This is a genomic window from Mangrovibacterium diazotrophicum, from assembly GCF_003610535.1.
GTDB classification, from domain to species: Bacteria; Bacteroidota; Bacteroidia; order Bacteroidales; family Prolixibacteraceae; genus Mangrovibacterium; species Mangrovibacterium diazotrophicum.
The window spans coordinates 2,763,267-2,782,675 of the sequence record NZ_RAPN01000001.1 but is presented as its reverse complement, the minus strand read 5'-3'; the positions used below and the strand labels follow the sequence as shown (position 1 = coordinate 2,782,675).

General features: G+C 44.0%; 14 protein-coding genes. 11 read left to right on the top strand and 3 right to left on the bottom strand.

Features of this window, described 5'->3' with window-relative positions:
* Window positions 1-78: 78 nt before the first annotated feature.
* From tyrS to BC643_RS10970, 3 genes are all read left to right on the top strand, one after another.
* Complete coding sequence (tyrS, locus tag BC643_RS10980; RefSeq protein WP_120274243.1) at window positions 79-1,371, top strand: tyrosine--tRNA ligase; 1,293 nt, start codon at window positions 79-81, stop codon at window positions 1,369-1,371.
* Between the two features lie 79 nt (window positions 1,372-1,450).
* Complete coding sequence (locus BC643_RS10975; protein WP_120273128.1) at window positions 1,451-2,404, top strand: GumC domain-containing protein; 954 nt, start codon at window positions 1,451-1,453, stop codon at window positions 2,402-2,404.
* 3 nt (window positions 2,405-2,407) lie between these two features.
* Window positions 2,408-3,865, top strand: a complete 1,458-nt coding sequence (locus tag BC643_RS10970) for an O-antigen ligase family protein (protein WP_147377199.1) — start codon at window positions 2,408-2,410, stop codon at window positions 3,863-3,865.
* Window positions 3,866-4,067: 202 nt separating this feature from the next.
* Here the strand turns inward: BC643_RS10970 and efp are convergent, their stop codons facing one another.
* The 3 genes from efp to tsaB all read right to left on the bottom strand — a co-directional run bounded on the left by efp (window position 4,068) and on the right by tsaB (window position 6,344).
* Entirely contained in the window at window positions 4,068-4,637 is a 570-nt protein-coding gene (efp, locus tag BC643_RS10960; protein WP_120273125.1) for an elongation factor P, read from the bottom strand.
* Window positions 4,638-4,802: 165 nt separating this feature from the next.
* Window positions 4,803-5,519: a DUF3108 domain-containing protein gene (locus tag BC643_RS10955; protein WP_120273124.1), complete on the bottom strand. Its 717-nt coding sequence runs from the start codon at window positions 5,517-5,519 to the stop codon at window positions 4,803-4,805.
* A gap of 111 nt (window positions 5,520-5,630) precedes the next feature.
* A complete protein-coding gene (tsaB, locus tag BC643_RS10950) occupies window positions 5,631-6,344 on the bottom strand; it encodes a tRNA (adenosine(37)-N6)-threonylcarbamoyltransferase complex dimerization subunit type 1 TsaB (protein ID WP_120273123.1) in 714 nt (237 codons plus the stop codon).
* A 148-nt stretch (window positions 6,345-6,492) separates the two neighbouring features.
* On the opposite strand from tsaB, the gene BC643_RS10945 reads away from it, so the two are divergent.
* From BC643_RS10945 to BC643_RS10905, 8 genes are all read left to right on the top strand, one after another.
* Window positions 6,493-7,248, top strand: a complete 756-nt coding sequence (locus BC643_RS10945) for a LytR/AlgR family response regulator transcription factor (RefSeq protein WP_120273122.1) — start codon at window positions 6,493-6,495, stop codon at window positions 7,246-7,248.
* A gap of 623 nt (window positions 7,249-7,871) precedes the next feature.
* Window positions 7,872-8,693, top strand: coding sequence for a hypothetical protein (locus BC643_RS10935; RefSeq protein ID WP_120273120.1), 822 nt, complete (start codon window positions 7,872-7,874; stop codon window positions 8,691-8,693).
* Window positions 8,690-11,059 carry a G8 domain-containing protein gene (locus tag BC643_RS10930; protein ID WP_120273119.1) on the top strand — a complete coding sequence of 790 codons (2,370 nt, stop codon included), beginning with the start codon at window positions 8,690-8,692 and terminating at the stop codon, window positions 11,057-11,059. The genes BC643_RS10935 and BC643_RS10930 overlap by 4 nt, the downstream gene beginning before the upstream one ends.
* Window positions 11,060-11,109: 50 nt before the next feature.
* Window positions 11,110-12,018: a hypothetical protein gene (locus tag BC643_RS10925; protein WP_147377198.1), complete on the top strand. Its 909-nt coding sequence runs from the start codon at window positions 11,110-11,112 to the stop codon at window positions 12,016-12,018.
* A 23-nt stretch (window positions 12,019-12,041) separates the two neighbouring features.
* Window positions 12,042-14,924: an Ig-like domain-containing protein gene (locus BC643_RS10920; RefSeq protein WP_120273117.1), complete on the top strand. Its 2,883-nt coding sequence runs from the start codon at window positions 12,042-12,044 to the stop codon at window positions 14,922-14,924.
* Window positions 14,925-15,902, top strand: coding sequence for a PorP/SprF family type IX secretion system membrane protein (locus BC643_RS10915; protein ID WP_120273116.1), 978 nt, complete (start codon window positions 14,925-14,927; stop codon window positions 15,900-15,902).
* A gap of 224 nt (window positions 15,903-16,126) precedes the next feature.
* Window positions 16,127-18,025, top strand: coding sequence for an OmpA family protein (locus BC643_RS10910; protein ID WP_170154526.1), 1,899 nt, complete (start codon window positions 16,127-16,129; stop codon window positions 18,023-18,025).
* A 202-nt stretch (window positions 18,026-18,227) separates the two neighbouring features.
* Entirely contained in the window at window positions 18,228-19,367 is a 1,140-nt protein-coding gene (locus BC643_RS10905) for a PepSY-associated TM helix domain-containing protein (RefSeq protein WP_120273114.1), read from the top strand.
* Window positions 19,368-19,409 lie beyond the last annotated feature (42 nt).

Genomic DNA, 19,409 nt, shown 5'->3' with positions numbered 1-19,409 from the left:
ATTTCGGGTTGTGCAGTATTTGCTGCAATCTCAAAGTTGAAAATTGAATTACAGACACAAAAAATACAGACCAATACAATGAATTTTGTTGAAGAATTAAGCTGGAGGGGCATGTTGCACGATATGATGCCCGGAACCGAGGAGCAATTGAAGAAAGAAATGACAACCGCATACGTTGGGTTCGACCCGACTGCTGAGTCGTTGCACATTGGTAGCCTGGCGCCAATCATGTTGCTGAAACGTTTCCAATTGGCAGGTCACAAACCCGTTGCACTTGTTGGTGGTGCTACAGGTATGATTGGTGACCCTTCCGGAAAATCGCAGGAGCGGAACTTATTGAACGAAGAAACATTGGAACGCAACCTGGCCGGTATTCGCAAACAGTTGGAGAAATTCCTGGATTTCGACAGCGACGCGGAAAACAAAGCCGTTATGGTGAACAACTACGACTGGATGAAGGATATCTCGTTCCTGGAGTTTATTCGCGACGTCGGTAAGCACATCACCGTAAATTATATGATGGCGAAGGATTCGGTAAAAAAACGTTTCAGTAGCGAGTCGAAAGTGGGCATGTCGTTCACTGAATTTACTTACCAGCTGGTACAAGGTTTTGACTTCTATTGGTTGAACCAAAACATGAACTGCAAACTGCAGATGGGCGGTTCAGACCAGTGGGGAAATATCACAACCGGTACTGAATTGATTCGCCGGAAGTCGGATGGTGAAGCATTTGCGCTGACGATTCCGTTGATTAAAAAAGCTGACGGCACTAAATTCGGTAAAACCGAAAGCGGAAACGTTTGGTTGGATCCGAATATGACTTCGCCTTACAAATTCTACCAGTTTTGGTTGAACACGTCGGATGAAGACGCTGAAAGCTACATCAAGATTTTCACTTTGCTGGATAAGGCTGAAATTGATGCGTTGATTGCGGCTCATCGCGAAGCACCACACGAACGTAATTTGCAGCGTCGCCTGGCGGAAGAAATTACCGTCTTGGTTCACTCGCAAGAAGATTTGGAGATGGCTGTTGAGGCATCGCAAATCCTGTTTGGTCGTGGAACGGCTGAATCTTTGCGTCGTTTGAACGAATCGACTTTCCTGTCGGTTTTCGAAGGCGTGCCTCAATTCACTGTTTCAAAAGCTGACTTGTCGGCTGGTGTGAATGTTGTTGATCTGTTGGCCGACCATGCCGCTGTTTTCCCATCGAAAGGGGAATTGCGCCGGACGATGAAAGGGAACGGATTGAGTATCAACAAAGATAAATTCTCGGATCAGGATGCGATGATCAACGAAGATTACCTGATCGGCGGAAAATACATACTCGTTCAGAAGGGCAAAAAGAATTACTTCCTGCTCATCGCTGAATAAACGAATTTGAAAGGATCTCTTGTACTAAACAAGGGATCTTTTCGTTTTATGGTACGACTTCAACATTGAAACCTGCTCTATGAAACAACTATTGGAAAGCCAGACCATCATCCGGCAGATTCTGCGCTGGAAATTTCACCTGATTGTAATTGGAATCATTACTGTTGCGCTGGCCATCCTATTTTCCTCACCGCTTTTTATCACGCCGCTTTTTAAGTCGCAAGCCCGGGTTTACCCGATCAACATCAAGGCTTTTTCCGAAGAATCGGAAAGTGAGCAGATGCTGGAAGTTGTTTCGTCAACCGATATCAAACGCAAAATGGTTGAGGTTTTCAATCTGAAGGAACGCTACGATATTAAGCCAGATGATCGCGCCGCGCAGACACATGTGTTGCGGAAATACGATGAATATGTGTCGAGCTCGAAAACGCGCTACGAAACGATTGAACTGCAGGTGATGGATTCGGATCCGGAGGTTGCCTGTGCGATGGTCGATTCGTTGATCGCTTTTTACAACGCCAAGATGTTGGAAATGCGCATAGCGAAATATGCCGACGAACTGTTGGGCTATCAGAACGACCAGAGACGAAAGCAAGCGGAGATCGACAGCCTGAACAAACAGATGGAAGTTTTCCGCAAGGAATACGGGATTTTGGACTACAATAGTCAGACACTTCAATTAACGCTGGGTTATGCTGAAGTGTTGGCTCGTGGTGCGTCGCGCAGCTCTGTTGACGATTTGCAAAAACGTTTGGCTCTGCTGGGTGATAAAGGGGGTGAATTCCTTCAGATGCAAACAAAAATGCGGGATTTGGAAAAACAGCGGGAGGAAATCGGTACCAACCTGGAAGAAGTACAGAGCCTGATCAATCGGGAAGAGAATTTTGCCCTGGTGGTGGAAGAGCCTTTCCCTGCTGATAAAAAGTCGTATCCGACGCGTTGGATTATTCTGCTGGCCAGTCTGATCTCTGTTGAGTTTTTGGCTGTGCTGTTTATCTTGCTTTTCGATCCGAAAGAAACATCCAAATCCTGAAAATTGCCTGCCGCAAGGATAAAAATAGCAGCGTTTTATGTGGTGTCAATCATTTTTCTGGCGCTGAACTTCTACTTGGTTGTATCCCGCGATAGCTTGTGGTTAGCGGTTTTGCCGGTCGTTTTTGGATTGGTGATCCTTGCTTTTTATCGTCTGGACTACCTGCTTTTGCTGATAGTCTTTTTTACCCCATTGAGTTTGCCGTTGAAAGAGTTAATTCCCGGTTTGTCATTCGACATGAATTTGCCGACGGAGCCGCTGGTTGTCGGGGTATTGTTCTATGTCGTGCTCAAGCTGGCAACCCGTCCCCGGATTGACCAAAACTTGCTGAAACATCCGGTGACGATCGCTGTTGGGTTCTATCTGGCGTGGATGTTGCTTACGAGCCTCACGAGCACCATGCTCGTTGTTTCGTTGAAATATTGGCTTTCAAAAGTATGGTTTGTCGTGGCGTTCTACCTGTTGGGTGTCTGGTTGTTGAAGAATCCCAGGAACTTTTACCGCTTCTCCCTTTTGTATGCATTGGGTTTTGTGCCGGTTATCGCCTACGCCTGGTGGCGACAGTCCGGTTATGGCTTTTTCGATAACCATGCGGCCAATTTTGTGATGAATCCTTTTTTCAAAGATCATACTTCTTACGGTGCAATGTTGGTGTTTTTCATGCCACCATTGGCTGCAGTTTCGCTAAAGCCTAATTTAAAAAAGAGCCTGAGATTTTTGGCGGGTTCGCTGTTTGGCTTGTTAATAATCGCCTTAATTTTTTCGTACACGCGCGCTGCCTGGTTGAGTTTATTCGTCGCGTTGGGCCTACTTGGCGTTCTGTTGCTAAAAATCCGGTTTAAAGTTGTTCTTATTTCGGTTGTGATTGTGGTCGGAGGGCTTTTTGCTTTTCAAAACCAATTGGTGGCGATGCTCGAAAAGAACAAGCAACAGTCGTCGGCAGAGTTGTCGGGACACCTCAATTCCATTTCAAATGTGTCGACTGATGCGTCTAATGTGGAACGCTTAAACCGATGGAACAGTGCCTGGGCTATGTTCTTGGAGAAACCATTGTTCGGATGGGGGCCGGGGACATACATGTTTCAGTACGCACCTTTTCAGAAGACGGATTTGCGTACGATTATCAGCACCAACTCGGCTGACGGCGGGAATGCGCATTCCGAATATTTGGGGCCACTGGCCGAGTCTGGAATCCTGGGAACTATCAGCTTCTTGCTGGTTGTTTTGGCAATATTCCGAACAGGCTTCCGCGTTTATGGCCGTGCGAAAAGCAAAGAGGATAAAGTGCTAACCTTATCGGTTTTGATGGCCTTGGTGAGTTACTTTACACATGGTTTTCTGAATAACTTTTTGGATACCGATAAAGCAGCGATTCCAGTTTGGTTTTTTGTAGCCGTGCTGGTTGTTCTCGATCTAAAGTTGAAAGATCCTTCCTTTCCGGAGAAAATCGAACTTGACTAAAAATGAAATAGGCTGCAATTGGGGGAATCAGCAGTTGGAGGGAAAGCCGATAGTTGTCCTGGTTGTCTTTGTTGTTTGGTTATCACCAAGCTTTTTTCGAACCACTTTTTGCTTCGGAATTTTGCGTCTCTGCGTGTGGGTGCTTTCAAACAAAAAAGGCTCTCCGCGATGGAAAGCCTTGATTGATTATTCGGTTGAATAATTATCTTTTTACACGTTCGCTGTATGAACGGTCACGAGTATCGATTTTCAGAACTTCGCCTGCATTGATGAACATTGGAACCATTACTTCGGCACCTGTTTCCATTGTAGCTGGTTTCAGTGCTGTTGAGCTGGCTGTGTTGCCTTTTTCACCTGCGATGGTTTCAGTTACTTCCAATTCAACGTATTGAGGAAGTTCTGCAGTCAACGCTGTTTCACTCTCCGCTTGGAAGTTGATTTCAATGATTTGACCTTCTTTCATCAAGTCGGCATTTTCAATCAATTCCGGGTCAATCGAAACTTGTTCAAAAGTCTCGGTGTGCATGAAGTTGTAACCCATATCGTCTTTGTACAGGTATTGGTACGGACGACGTTCAACGCGAACAGTGTTTACTTTAACACCCGAGTTGAAGGTATTTTCGATTACTTTTCCGGTCTTAACATTTTTAAGCTTGGTACGAACAAAAGCAGCACCCTTTCCCGGTTTTACGTGTTGGAACTGAATGATTGTAAAGAGCTGGCCGTTGTACTCAATCGTCAGTCCGTTCTTGAAATCAGCTGTAGTTGCCATATTTTGAATGAATTATATAAATTTCAAATTTTGCTGCAAAAGTAAAAAAATAATGACAAAAACCGCTTCTTGAAATTCAAAATTAAATGTCTTTTAGCTAGTTGCTTATCCGGCTTATCCTGTTTTGTGATCGCCTGCAGAAACAAAAAGTAAGATTGGGTGGCGTTATTTCAGCTTTTTGTAGGATACCAGCTCGGCCCGCACCGATCCAACGTTGAGGTCGAATTCGAGAATTAAAGGCAGCTTATCTTCATCTTTTGAAATGTAAAATTTCAGACCATCTGAGCGTTTCAGTAGTTTGCCTTCGTCAATCCAGGGAGAGATTACGTAGCATTCCTTTTCGCCGAACTTGGTTTTTACCTTTTCGAATCCCAGGAATTTGGATTCGAGCATGAAATACTTATTGGCATGGTATACCGGGAAAGTAAACGTATCGTCGACCTTCAGCGATTCCAGCAGTTCATTCTGGCGCAGGTATGCAAACACACTTAAAATGTCGAGTATGTCTGACGGAACTTTCCGTCCTCCCGACTTCGTCGTAAAAATGGAGTCGTTTTCAGGATAAAAGAGGGTTTCGTTGTAGTAACGGTACTTGCGTTCTTTAATGTTCCGGATGTGTTTGTAGGGCTGAACTGTTTTTGGATCGAGAATCGTTTCGTAAACATCATCGACATTGTACAAAGCTTCGGCAAATCCTACCGTTTTCCCCCGAAGGTAGTAGTGTTCCGCTTTTTTACCGTTGTAGGTAGTGTCGCTGATCAGGATGATCGCTTCGCCACCTTTGATAAAACTGTATCTCAGGTTGTATTCCAGTTTTTCGGTCGGCTGAGCTGACGCTCCCAGCAGGAGCAAGCTGAAAAATATGACTAGGCTAATTCTCATCGTTCTTTTTCTGTTTTCAGCAGGATGTTCAGTCCATGGCTTAATTCTCCTATAAATTTATGGATTTAGGAAATACCCCGGCCTACAAAATCGGCGAACTGCAGTCTTCTGCTAAATGTTTAACATGTTCTTTTTCGGCTTTCCGGCAATGAAGTCTTTCAGGTAGAAAGGTTCAAAATATGCCAGGTCTGCAAATTGTTCTTTTTGAAAAGCTTTCCATGCCAGCTTACACATAAATTGTGCCGAAGTATGAATGTCCGATACAAAGGCCGCGTTCGCATGTTTGATCACATCTTTACATTTGTCGGCACCATTACCGAAAAATAGGACCTTCTGCTTTTCTAAATCAGCTAAAAACGACTGTTCGTCGATGATTTCAGCGGAAACAGGCTTGATGAGATGATTTCCTGAATCGTAGCTTGCCGTATACACTTCCATGCGGCGTGCGTCCATCATTGGGATGAGTAGTGTATTTTCCAGGCTTTCAATCCCGAGTTCGGCTTGACGAACGATCACCTGTTCGCACATCGATTGCAACGGACTAACCGGGATTAACGGGATTTGGTTGGCGTAACAAATGCCTTTTGCCAACGAAACACCAATTCGCAGTCCTGTGTAAGATCCTGGACCTTCGCTTATTGCAACGGCACTTAGTTGGTCGCTCGTTATATTTTGACGTTTCAAGACTTCGTTCACAAACTCGGCCAATAACTTGGCGTGATTTTGCCCCTCGCTGCTTTCCTGCAGATCTACCAGTTCTCCGTCCTTCGCCAACGCAACGCTACACACCGATGTTGACGATTCTATCAATAAAAAATATGCCATGTTATTTGTTTTTACGCTGCAAAAATAAGCATATTCAGATGATTTTAGCGAAAATGTTTTTTCTAGATTATGTTGTCAAAATAATGTAGCATAATGTAACTATCGGAAGTGAAATTTTTCATAGTTTAGTATTCTGAATAAAAAGTATATGGTCAGAACGGTAATTATAGACGATGATCAGCTTGCGCGCAAAATTCTATATCGGATTATTAATCAAAATTTTGAAGAATTAGAAATAGTAGGCGAAGCAGGCTCGGTAAGTGAGGGATTGAAGTTGATCAATGAAGCAGATCCTGACTTGGTATTTCTGGATATTGAGATGCCGGATGGAACTGGTTTTGACTTGATTGACCAACTGACAGAGGTCGATTTTCGGCTTGTGTTTGTGACCTCTTACAACGATTACGCCATTACTGCATTCAAATATTCAGCATTCGATTACATACTGAAGCCGGTTCTTCCGGAGAACGTTAAATCCACGATTACACGGATTCTCAAGTCATCGGGTATCAAGCCGAAAATCGAATATACCAACCTGCGAAGCCAGATTGAGCGTACCGAAGATCCGAACGATGTGACCATTGCTTTGCCTGAAATGAATGGTTTCGCCATTATTAAGGTGAAAAATATTCTGCGCTGCGAAGGCGAACGTAATTATACCCGTGTTTTCTATAAAGATGGTACCTCGGTTCTGATAAGCCGAACGCTGTTGGAATTCGACCAGTTGTTGGTGCCGCATGGTTTTTTCCGGATTCATCGTTCGCACCTGGTTAACCTTACCTGCATTAATCGCTACGTCAAAACTGACGGGGGAATGGTCGAAATGACCGACAAATCGCAATTAAAAGTCTCACCAAAGTTTAAAGACGAGCTTTTGGACCTGCTTCTCCACAATAAACTCTAGACATATTGAACTATCGACAGAAATAGCCTTTTTGTCGATAGATGTGCCTTCTTGATCTTTTGTAGTTTTTAAAGCTGGGCATATTACATATTTTCGATCCCGGTTGATAAATTTTAAGAGTACAAACGGGATTTTGTGGAGTGAATGGAGACTAAACTTTGTCATAAAAGTTTTTTTAGTCTCTTGTGTCGTTTAGAGTGGGGATTTCAAATCCTACAAATTTTTTTAGTTGTCCTGAGTCGACTAGCTGTTGGCTTGAAACGGATATGTTTTGTTGTAAGGGATGCATCTTGTCGCATCATTTCTGCTTTTAAGCGATTACAAGGAGACGTTTGGAATCTTACCGGTAACGGGAGTTCTGATTTAAGAGTTGCAGTTGAAAAGCTGACAGCGTGGTTTTTTATTGTCTTCTTCCAAGCACAGTTTAGCGCGATATCCAAGTCGGTTCAGTCTACAAATTCCTGCAGAAAGATATTTAATATGTCATTTGTAAACTTATACATGCGGGAATATTCATGTGCCAATACCATTGGTTCAAAAAGACAAAATAAGCACAACAGTATAATTGTCTCACCCGGGTTGCTATTGCAATTCACATTCGCTATTGCGCACCCCTGAAAAATATGAACCAAACCACCCCTAAATATCACTTTGCCAGCCGGATTCTGCTAATCTTGATTTTATTCATTACAGCAAGTTTAGGAGGGTATGCAGCTGATTTGACTGTTGCCAATAATAGTTCATATACGGTAACGGGAACAGAAACATATGACAATGTTACGATTAATGGAACGCTCACAATTAACGGTACTCTGATTATTAACGGAGACCTTACTATGGGTAATAATGGAGTCTTAAATCTAAATACCGGTGGTGTTGTGATTGTATATGGTGATGCTGATTTGGGAAACCAGGTTCGGTTAGATCTTTCCAGTTATTTTATCGTTTTGGGAAGCTTGGATAAAGGAGGATCATCAAACCAAGGAACACTGGAAACGGATGATGCAAAGATATATGTTTTTGGTGATGTGGATGGTTTTGGAACTACGTTTGAGAAATGTGAGGGTAGTTATACCGGCAGTACAGAAGACAGTGATCAATGTGAAGCAGGTGGATTTCCAGATTTTCTCGATAATGTGGATCCGGAAGAATTACCGGATGGAATATATGAGTCGATTGTGTCTTCATCGACACAAACAGATGATTTTGCAAATACTGGCGCATTTTGTTTAGGTGTGACATTAGAATTGAAAAGCTATACAGACGCTATTACGAAAGTTTCTTGGTATTTGGATGGCGCGGCATTGGTGAAAAACACTAACCAAGCAACTTGGGTTACCGACCAAGCAGGCGAATATAAAGCAGTATACAAAGTCGGCGAGATTTGGTATTCGGCAACTGCGGAGGTAATGACTTTCCAAACGAATAAAATTAGTATCCAATGATGCAGTATTTGAAAAGACATATCAAATTACTGCTGGTTGTATTTGGCTTGCTGATCATCCCATCCATTTCATTTGCTGCTTGGTATCATAGTTCACAGTCAGGGGTTTGGACTGCAGGAGCAACTTGGAGTAAAACATCTTATCCTAATAGCGGTGATGGAGTTGTTGTTGAATCGGGAACAACGGTTACTTATGAGGGAGTACTAAGCTGGACAGGTGGGCAAATTGAAGTTGATGGTGGGACTTTGATCATCAACGGAGATTTGGACTTATCAAATGTAAGTCTTTATATAAAGAACGGAGGTACGCTAATTGTGAATGGCAACCTGATAACTAATCGAAGTTTAAGTATCAATGGCACATTGACCGTAACTGGGAATGTAAGTATTTCGGGTGATTTAGGGCAGAGTAGCGGCGAGTTGACAGTCGGAGGCTCTTTGACGGTGTCCGGGGATCATAGCATGTCTTCAGGGACGACAGCAAGTATAACAGGTAGCTACACGGTTAATAATTCATACATATATGGTGTTTTGTGGGTTGGAGGTGACGCGACTATTTCCCATCAGCTTTCAACGGGTGATGTCAGTGCAGTGGTCGATGTTGATGGGAGTGTAAGTACGCACTATATTTATGTAAATAGCGGAATTGTAGTTATTGATGAAAACCTAACCGTTTCGGGACAATTAGGGGCCGACGGAATTCTAGTTGTAGGGGGAGATTATCAGGTAATTAGTGGAGCAGCGACCTATGTTAGCACCAATCATTTTTTTGTTTTTGGTTCTGATAATTGTACCTCGGGCAATTGTAGTAATATTGGCGACCAAGCTGCATGGGAAGCTCAGGGGAGCCCGGGAGAGGCTTATATAAATACGACATCGACTTTTTGGGATGATCATTTATCCAATGCTGGAAATACCGAAGGGATGACAAAAGTTTGTTCATCAACGACATTTAAAGTTGAAGCAGTAACCACAAATGCTGGAAACCTAGAGAACAATCTTTTCGAGTGGGCGGTTTACGGCGGGACAATAGCGTCGTTCAACGGAGCTGAAGTTACCAGTAACAGCACTACATACGAAGGACATACTGCGAGTTATTTAGGGGTAAGTGGGGTGGGTGGAACAAGCACCTATACAATAACCGTAGATTGGACCGAAACTGACTTTGATGGGGCGTATGTTGCTGTTCGCCAAACCAGCGAGGATGGTTGTACTGATGGATTATGGTCTGTATATACGATTGAAGTTGGTCAAGATAATGTCGCACCAGTGATTGGAGATTTAGTAGATGAAAACGCGACTGTTAACACGATAAATTGTACGGCTAATGCGACAATTAATTTTGATTTTGACGCGGTAACTGATGATGGAAATTTAGTATTTGCAGATCCCGCATATCGCTACACAATTAACGGAGTTGAAAAAACCGGTAACAGTGCCAGCATATCAGATGAATTCCCGGTTGGTGAAACTATAATCTATTGGACTGTCGAAGATATGTGTGGCAATACTTCTGAAGAGGCTACTCAAAAAGTTATGGTTTCCAGTCCCATCTCTATTACGCCAATTACTTACGACGATAATTCTTCTGCAACCGGTGCAGGATCCGGTATTCAACCCGTTCAAACTTCAACTCATACTTACGAGGTTGATGGGGGAAGCGCTGAAGCAGGATATAGTTACAGTTGGCAATTATTTGCAGATGCGAATGAAGATGGACTTGTCGATAATTATTCATCTCCAATAAACTCCGGACTTTCATTTGATCCGGATAATGATGCGCAAACTGCGATTGAATTTAGCACATTGGCTAGCGGTTCATACGTGCTGGTTGTAACAAAAAGCTCCGGTTGTTCTGCTACAGCAGAATTGCCAATTCTGGTCATCGAGAATTCGTACAACGCAGTTTTGGCTGATTTTGGCGACCATTGCCAGGCTGGTGAAACAGACACGCCGACGACGATGACTTGGGAAGTAACTTTCAGCGGAAACGGTACAGCACCTTACAATTTTGACTACACGGTTGATTTGATGGACGACGGGGGGACATCAATAACCGCTTGCTCCGGTTCTGTTTCCGGAATAACGCAAACTGCACTGACCGCGGATCTGACACTTACGTCAGGTTGTTCCGACACGTCTACCATGCCCTTCATGCAAGTTTTAAAAACGGATAATTCGAGTTATAAAGTGCAGTTGAAATATACGATTCAAAGTGTCACCGCAACCAATTTCAAAATCAATATTTCAATAGCAGCAAGTGATACCTACTCGGTACACGAAATCAGCGAACAAACTGTCGGCGAGAACTCGGAGGAGCTTACCAGCAGTGGAGTTCCGAATACATCAGAAATACAAACAGATTGAAAATAAATTAATTAATAAATCAAAAAGTTAAACTTCAAAAATCGAGAAAAATGAAAAAATTACTTTTGTCTTTGTGTATGTTGGCTTTCGTAGCCATTACTTCTAATGTTTTTGGTCAAAGTACTGATAGCGGTATCACTCCTTTTGTTGGTTCAACCCACACTTATTCTGTAACAGCGAACGCTTCTGCAACATTTGCTTGGACAATCACAACTGATGTGGCTGGAAGTAGTGCAGTGGCTTCTACAATTGCAGAAGTTACTGCTGGGGCGGGAACAGAAGAAGTTTCAATTACTTGGCATAACCCAGCTGCAGGAACGACATATTACGTTCATGTAACAGAGACTTTATCAGGATGTTCAAATCACAAAGCTATTGCTGTATCTCCTGTCAATGGATTTGAACTTGAAATCGTTAACGTTGACTCATCTAACGGTGATTTAGCTCAAGATGCTGCACAATGTGCTCCTGCTGTGGTAGTTGATAGTTATGCAGGTTCGGGAGATGGCACTTTGACTGATGCACAAAACTTTGTATATGATTATGGAACAGTTGATTTGTATTATAAAATAACAGCTTCAGGTATCAATACAACTAACACTGGTTGGAGTCCTCAATTCACAATTGCAACAACGAATACAACAGGAGCAACAGTAACTGCAACATGGGGTACAACAAGTGCTGGTACTGGTGGTTCGGGAGCTTTGACTACAGACGGTGTAGCTAATGATATTGATGTTGCTTCCGGTAATGCGTCTATTTGGGTGAAAGTTACCATTGATAATGGAACGGCGATGGAAGGCTTGACAGCTCAAGACATTACTGTTACATTGTTGGATGCAGCTAATACCAGTGAAGATGAAAATGGTAACGATGTTACGGATGTCAACAACGGTAATCGCAAACAAGTTGTTAGCGCAAGACCTAACTCTGGCGTTATTGTGACAACTGAACCGTAATTCATTGGATAAGCGCGAGTCTCTTGAAAAATAGCATCCTGATATTATTATTGATAGTTCTGGCGGCCACGAATGTGGCCGCTCAGGATGCTATTTCTCCTATTTTAGGCAAGGATTACACTTACTTGGTAGAGGATCACGTGGGAAGCACTTTTGTTTGGGAAGTACTCACGGCAACAAGTCCTTATACTTCTGCCAATAGCTCAGATTATCAGATTACAGCAGGTGCTGCCGGAAGCCAGTTAACGATACAGTGGTTGTCGGCCGGTAGCTATTTACTGGTCGTAACAGAAACCGATTTTTCCGGTTGTACCAATAAAAAAGCTTTAGCTTTGGAGGTCAACGCCTCCAGTTTCTATGTTTCTTACCCTTCCCTTTCGAATACGCTTTGTTTTAGCGAGCTGGAGGATGGGATTTCAATTCCGGTTTCGTTGACCGGTTCGGGAGGTGATGCGCTTGACGAGAGTGCTTTCCCGATAACTTTAGCCTTTACAGTTGACGGTGTGGCTCAAACATCGCAACAAATCAATTTTGCCGATCAATCCTTAATCATCGACGATTCCAACATTAGCGGAAGCGGCTCCGTTGATCGGACTTACGAAATTACACTAACAGGAGCAGCCGATGCCCAAAATCAGACCATTCAACCCCAGGAGGGACAAGATACTTTTGAGCTGACTCTATTGGCTCAACCACAGTTTTCGTTTGCAAAATCCACCTTTGAGCTGGTACAAGGCGACCAACAAGCCTTTAGCGTAAACAGCAGCGGTAGTTTTACTTACGAGTGGAAGCTCGTTCTGCCCGATGGCAGTGAGCTGGTGCTTTCTTCGAAGTCAGAAACTTCAGATGAAGCGCTTTTCGATCAAGTAGGCGTTTACCTGGTGCAGGTTCGGGCCAAAGCTGCGAATTCGTGTTACAGCGAATGGCAACAGCTTTCGATTAGCGTTGTGGCCGACGAGGACGAACCTGATCCGGATGCCGAAGCCACACCAATTTTAGCTATCGACGATATTAACCAGGGCTGGAAAAACGAACTGCTTTATGGCAATGTGTTGACAAACGATTTTCATGATACCGGTACGCTGCAGGTGAAAGTGATTTCCATTCCCGATTCAGATGCCGGGAAACTGACAGCTTTCAATACGAAAACAGGTGCTTACACCTTTGAGCCGGCGGCGGATTACACCGGCGATCTGCAATTTGAATACCAGTTGTGCGAAACGGCTACAGATGGGACTCAAAGCTGTTCCAACGCCTTTGTTGATATTCAGATCTTAGAAACTGACTTTACAAGTGCAATACCTTCAGCTGTCGATAAATATTTTGCTGTTGCAGCTGGCAGCACACTTTCAGGTAATTTCCTTACCGGAGATTTTGATCTGAATGGTGGCGTGATCCAGGTTTCTGATTTGAACTTCTCTGATTTGGGTGGCAATTTCAGCTATCAGGGAAATGGTTCTTTCACCTATGCGCCAGCTGATGGTTTCACCGGAGCTGAAACGTTTAGTTACAAGGCTTGTAGCAGCAGCTGCGATTGGGCAACCGTCACGATTTATGTTTTGGGCGATGAATTTGCACTGGAAGATTTATTGGCGGGAGATGCTGCTTTTTATAATTCAGGAATTCTGACGACTAGCCTCCCGGCAAACAAACGGACAGACGGTGCTGCCGACTATACTTATGCTATCGCGACAAATGGAAGTCCGCAACATGGCACTGTGTTGCTTAACGATGATGGCACATTTACCTACACGCCTTCGGCTGGTCAGATTGGTTACTTTACAGATCAGTTCGTTTATGAAATCAGCACTCTGGCAGGAGAGTCGTATGCAACTGCATATATTAGTTCATACATTGAAGAGCCGGTGGCTATTGTCAAAAGTGAGTTTGAGACTGGTGCTTGCGTCTCGGCAGTACTGGATGCTTCGAAAAGTACCGGGTTAGCACCGCTCACCTACAGCTGGTCTCCCGGAGACTATTTATCTGATGCTTCAAGCTCTGCGCCGATCTTCTACCCGGGCGAGAGTTCAACATACACCCTTACTGTAACGGACGCTTTGGGGAATACAAATACAAGAACGGTGAATGTTGTTGTTGCGCCTGCGCCGGATGTTGTTGCGGAAGCCTATGTTTTTGTTGAAAATTCGACAGAATCGATACTGCTTGATGCGAGTGCTAGTATTGGTAGTAACCTCACCTATAGCTGGACATCGGCGAGCAGCGGTGTAATTGTGTCGGGACAGGATAGTGCGACCCCGGAAGTGAAGGGGGTTGGTAAATACTACGTGAACATTACTGACGAATATGGATGTATGGATCAGGATTCAGTGATTGTCGGTATCTGGATACAGGCTGTTGACGATGAGGCTCAGGCCTTGGTGAACAACTATGTCAGCATTAACGTGTTGCGAAACGATGTGCCTCAGGGCGACCTGAATCCGGCTTCAGTGTCAATTATCAGCCCGCCGTCCAACGGTATGGTTGAAGTGCGCACGGACTCAACGATTGTCTATACGCCTGATCAGGAGTTTGTAGGACAGGATAATTTCGTTTACCAGGTGTGTACTTATCTGAATAAGTGCGACGAGGCAACTGTGCTGGTGGTGGTCAACGAAGAAGCCTTGTTTATTCCAAATGCGTTCACCCCGAATGGCGATGGTTACAACGACTATTTCGAGATAAAAGGATTACGCAAATATGATAATGTGAACCTCAAGATCTTTAACCGCTGGGGGAACCTGGTTTATCAATCGACTCACTATGGCGAAAACGGCTATTGGGATGGTGTTGCCAACGTGGGCGTTCGGATTGGAAATGGACCGGTTGCGTCAGGAACCTACTTCTACAGTTTGAGTTTGGGTGAAGGACAGGAAAAATTAAGTGGGTTCGTATACATCGAGCGATAAATGGAAAGAAATGTATTACATATCAAACCAGAATGGCTGCTTAGACGGAGTGCAGTGTTGAGGTGCTTGCTGCTTCTGCTGATAATTCTGCTTGGCCGAGGCCCCGTTTGGGCACAGCAGGACCCGATGTTTACGCAGTACATGAACAACATCCTCTCGATCAACCCGGCTTATGCAAGCGTTGGATCAACAATTGAATTGAATTTACTGAGTCGGAATCAGTGGGTAGGCATAGAGGGTGCTCCGGTGACTCAATCGCTATCCGGAATGATGCCCCTTAATAATCTTCATACAGGCGTTGGATTGTCATTTATCACGGATAAAATTGGACCTGTCAGACAAACTGGGGCGTACGTCGATTATTCTTTTAAGGTTCGTATGGATTATCGAACTTACCTGTCGTTTGGGTTGAAAGCTGGTGTCAATTATTACAACACAGATTATTCGATTTTAGAAGTCAACGATCAGGGAGATCCTCTCTTGGCTGACGACGTGACCAGGAAGATTCTTCCGAATTTTGGTATTGGAGTGTTCTTTTACAACGAACGCCTTTTTGCAGGTATTTCAGTTCCGAAGTTAATGGAAAATCAAATTCACGAGACGGGGTATTCCTCACAGTTGGCAAGTAAAGAAGAAATGCATTTCTTTGCAATTGGAGGATATGTTTTCGACATTAACCGGGATGTAAAGTTCAAACCCTACACGATGGTTAAATGCGTACCGAACTCACCGATATCAGTTGATTTGTCGGCACATCTTCTATTTTACGAACGACTCTGGGTTGGCGCTAACTGGCGAATTGGAGATGCAGTTGGCGCGATGGCACAGATGTTTGTAACCAAACAGTTGAAGGTTGGCTATGCTTATGATGTGACGGCAACGGATCTCAATTCGTTCAATAAAGGAACCCACGAAATTCTACTCAATTTTGTGGTTAACACCGGTCGCCGTAGGTATATGTCCCCTCGCTATTTCTAGAATTGCAAGAGGTTGTCGATTAAAAGTTGATGCGAACAGGATGTTGCTGTTTGGTCACTTTTGAATCATTCAACCCGAAAAACTTAGAAGAAAAAAAACGGCTTTGAAAATTGCAGTTTTTGCAATGTAAATTTATGGGGATAAGATTCGTTTTGGGGAAATTGGGAATATTGACTTGCATCTTGATTTGCTTGTCTGTTGCTTCTTTTGCACAAACCGGAAAGATGAAAAGGGCTGATTTGTACTATCAGGATGAGTCCTATTACAAAGCTTTGCGGCTTTACGAAGACGTCTTCAAAAAAGATAGAAATAACAACGAAGCTTTACGACGTATGGCCGATGCGGCCTACAAAGCGGGCGAGAATGATCTTGCTCTCCGCTATTATAAACGCTTAATACAACGAGATAAAGCCGAACCCGCCGATTTACTTGGCTATGCCAAAGCCCTGCGAAAAGATGCTAATTACGAAGAAGCAGCTTATTGGTTGATGGAGTATCGGGATTTGCAAAACGACTCATTGGGGCAAAACTTCGAAGACCAGTTGGCTCATATTGAGCAGTTGCTGCAAGATTCGGTTAATTATACCATTCGGCCGTCAAATGTCAACACCCATTTATCTGAGCTTGGTCCGGTGGTGTACGGAGACAAACTCATTTTCTGTTCTGCCGGCCGGCGCTCGGGCACCAAACGAAAATCATACGGAGAAGAAGAACCTTACCTCAAAATATTTGCATCCCAGATTCTTCCCGATGGTCAGTTGGGCACTCCCGAAGTTTATGCACCTAATTTGAGAACAAAGGCGCATGATGGTCCGCTTGCGATCGCCAGCGAGGCCGGTAAAATGTTTGTTACCCAAAACCAGAAGTTTCGAGGCGTTCACTTAGATCCGAATAAAATTGTTCAGCTAAAAATTCAACAGGCCTCGCTTCAGGATGGAGATTGGAAGCCATCAGCGGAGTTTCCGTTCAACAGCAAAAAATATTCAGTGGCTCATCCGGCAGTGAATGCAGATGGTCGGATTTTGGTTTTTGCCTCAAATCAGGATGGTGGTTATGGTTTGACAGACCTTTATATCAGTTATTTTGATCGCGGTAACTGGACAACTCCGAGAAACCTGGGCCCCTTGGTAAATACCTCGGAAAGCGAGTTGTTTCCGTACTTAGCCAATGACAGTACACTCTATTTTTCATCCAGTGGCTTGGAAGGGCTGGGCGGTTTGGATTTGTTCCGGGCTGATTTGAAGGATGGGAAAGTGGTGCGGGTCAAGAATCTTGGAGCTCCGATCAACAGTTCCTATGACGATTTCAGCATGGCATTCACGGTGTATGATGAAGAAGGCTATTTTGCCTCCAATCGGGGCGGAAAGCGCAATGACGATCTTTATTATTTCGAACGAAATATTGTCCCCTTACCGGTTCGCGTTATCGTTCAGGATAGCGACAGCAAGGAGAAGGTTAAATTGGCGCAGGTTATCGCGGTCGATGTAAACGGAGATACGATTGCAACCAGCCTCACGGGTGTTGACGGATCTGCTACGTTGACATTGAATCGGGGAGAAGCGTATTCCCTGCGTGTTTCACGCAGAAGCTATTTTGAATCTCGTATGGATTTGGTCTGTGAAAAAGCGGATCAGGTTGAAATCGATATGCAAGCTGATTTGCAGGCCGAAGGCGACGGAGTTCGTCCGCTCTACATGGATATGGAAGACGGCGAACCGATCCAGGTTCTGGAGGTTTATGCCGTGCATTATGATTTGGCTAAGTGGACCATTCGCGACGACGCCTACGATATTTTAAACCCAATTATTGACGTACTGGCTGAAAACCCCGATTTGGAAGTGCGGATTGAATCGCATGCCGACAGCCGCGGACGTCGCGAGTCGAATAATATTTTGTCAGACAAGCGTGCTAAAGTTATCGACAACTACTTTATATCCCGTTATATCCGCCCCGAACGAATTCGCTACAAAGGGTTTGGTGAAAGTCGCTTGCTGAATATTTGTTACGACGGGGTGAAATGTTCGGAAGAAGAACATGCCGTCAACCGGCGATCAATTATTAAAGTCATTCGTAAAGGACCCTACCACGAGATGCGCCTGAAACGCGCAGCCTTCTATTTCTAATACCATCCAATGTTAAATAGGAGTTCTGCCTAAAAGACAATCACGAAAGGAATATACCAAGATATTGGGATTGTAGCGCGTAGTACTGGCAAATACTTTTGTAATTGTAAACAGGACTTGTAATCGCTTTTTGATTTGAAGTTTAGGTGACCACAATAAACTTCGGCTTCAAATCAGGAGCTCCGCGCAAACACCCCCATTGATGCGAATAAAAAATTTATTTTCTAAAGTACACCTCTACGGAGGTTTGATTTCCGGTTTGGTTGTCTTTATTGTTTCAATCACCGGAGTGCTCTATGCCTTTAAGGATGAGTTCGAACAATTCGATGAGTATCGATTTGTTCAAGCGCAGGACACCCCTTTGATTTCGCCGTCCTTTGCCTTTGAAAAAGCTCAGACTGTGCGCCCAAATACAAAGATTCACAGTGTTGTTTTCAATGGCAGGGAGAAGGCAATCGAGGTGATTTATTACCAGGGATCACCGCTCTATTACGGGGCTGCATATCTCAATCCTTATACCGGAGAACTGTTGCACGAAACCAATTTCCTGAAAAGTTTTTGGGGATTGGTATTGATCGGGCATCGCTATTTATGGTTACCACCTGCGATTGGTGGTATACTGATGAAATTTATGGTGATCAGCTATTTTGTGTTGTTGATTACCGGTTTTGTGATTTGGTGGCCCAAGTCACGAAGGACAAAAGGCGCTTTTTGGTTCTCGAAAACCCAAAATAAAACTGCACAACTGAGAGAGTGGCACCAGGTACTGGGCCTTTATGCAACCGTTTTTATTGTTTTGTTTTTGCTTACCGGTTCTGTCTGGTTATTTCAGGATTTCGGTCAGTGGATGTACCGGGCAACAGGCGGGCAAAAAGAGGCTAAATTCAGTATCCCTCCTTCAGATACAACCTTGATTGGTACTGTCTTAACGACGAATCCCCTCGACAGCGTATATCGTCTAGTTCGGGCTGAGTTTGGTGAAACGGCACAAGTTGAGTTGCACGGCGTCGATTCTCCTGAAAAGTCAATATTAGTCGAAGTGCAGGAAAAACCGGGTTATTGGCGTATGAACTATTTATTCTACGATCAGTATAGTTTAAACGAAATTCCGTCTCCGCACATTTACGGTCGCTTCGCAGATGCCGGTCCACCGGAATTGATTCGTCGGGTAAACTATGAAGTGCATACCGGTGCCATCGGCGGTTTCGCAGGAAAGCTTCTCGCCGCAATTATGAGTTTGCTTTCAGCCAGTTTACCGGTAACCGGCTTTTGGTTTTGGCTGAAACGACGCAAAAAGAAAAGTAAGAGATCATTGCGGAATCAATTGATTGAATCTCAGTGATTCAGTAGGAATCTATAGATATTCGATAAACATGACTGGTGG

Bases quoted from the DNA above. Each gene is read 5' to 3' on its own strand.
- tyrS (WP_120274243.1), top strand. From the start codon at position 79: ATGAATTTTGTTGAAGAATTAAGCTGGAGGGGCATGTTGCACGATATG.
- BC643_RS10975 (WP_120273128.1), top strand. From the start codon at position 1,451: ATGAAACAACTATTGGAAAGCCAGACCATCATCCGGCAGATTCTGCGC.
- efp (WP_120273125.1), bottom strand. From the start codon at position 4,637: ATGGCAACTACAGCTGATTTCAAGAACGGACTGACGATTGAGTACAAC.
- BC643_RS10955 (WP_120273124.1), bottom strand. From the start codon at position 5,519: ATGAGAATTAGCCTAGTCATATTTTTCAGCTTGCTCCTGCTGGGAGCG.
- tsaB (WP_120273123.1), bottom strand. From the start codon at position 6,344: ATGGCATATTTTTTATTGATAGAATCGTCAACATCGGTGTGTAGCGTT.
- BC643_RS10945 (WP_120273122.1), top strand. From the start codon at position 6,493: ATGGTCAGAACGGTAATTATAGACGATGATCAGCTTGCGCGCAAAATT.
- BC643_RS10935 (WP_120273120.1), top strand. From the start codon at position 7,872: ATGAACCAAACCACCCCTAAATATCACTTTGCCAGCCGGATTCTGCTA.
- BC643_RS10930 (WP_120273119.1), top strand. From the start codon at position 8,690: ATGATGCAGTATTTGAAAAGACATATCAAATTACTGCTGGTTGTATTT.
- BC643_RS10925 (WP_147377198.1), top strand. From the start codon at position 11,110: ATGAAAAAATTACTTTTGTCTTTGTGTATGTTGGCTTTCGTAGCCATT.
- BC643_RS10915 (WP_120273116.1), top strand. From the start codon at position 14,925: ATGGAAAGAAATGTATTACATATCAAACCAGAATGGCTGCTTAGACGG.
- BC643_RS10910 (WP_170154526.1), top strand. From the start codon at position 16,127: ATGAAAAGGGCTGATTTGTACTATCAGGATGAGTCCTATTACAAAGCT.
- BC643_RS10905 (WP_120273114.1), top strand. From the start codon at position 18,228: ATGCGAATAAAAAATTTATTTTCTAAAGTACACCTCTACGGAGGTTTG.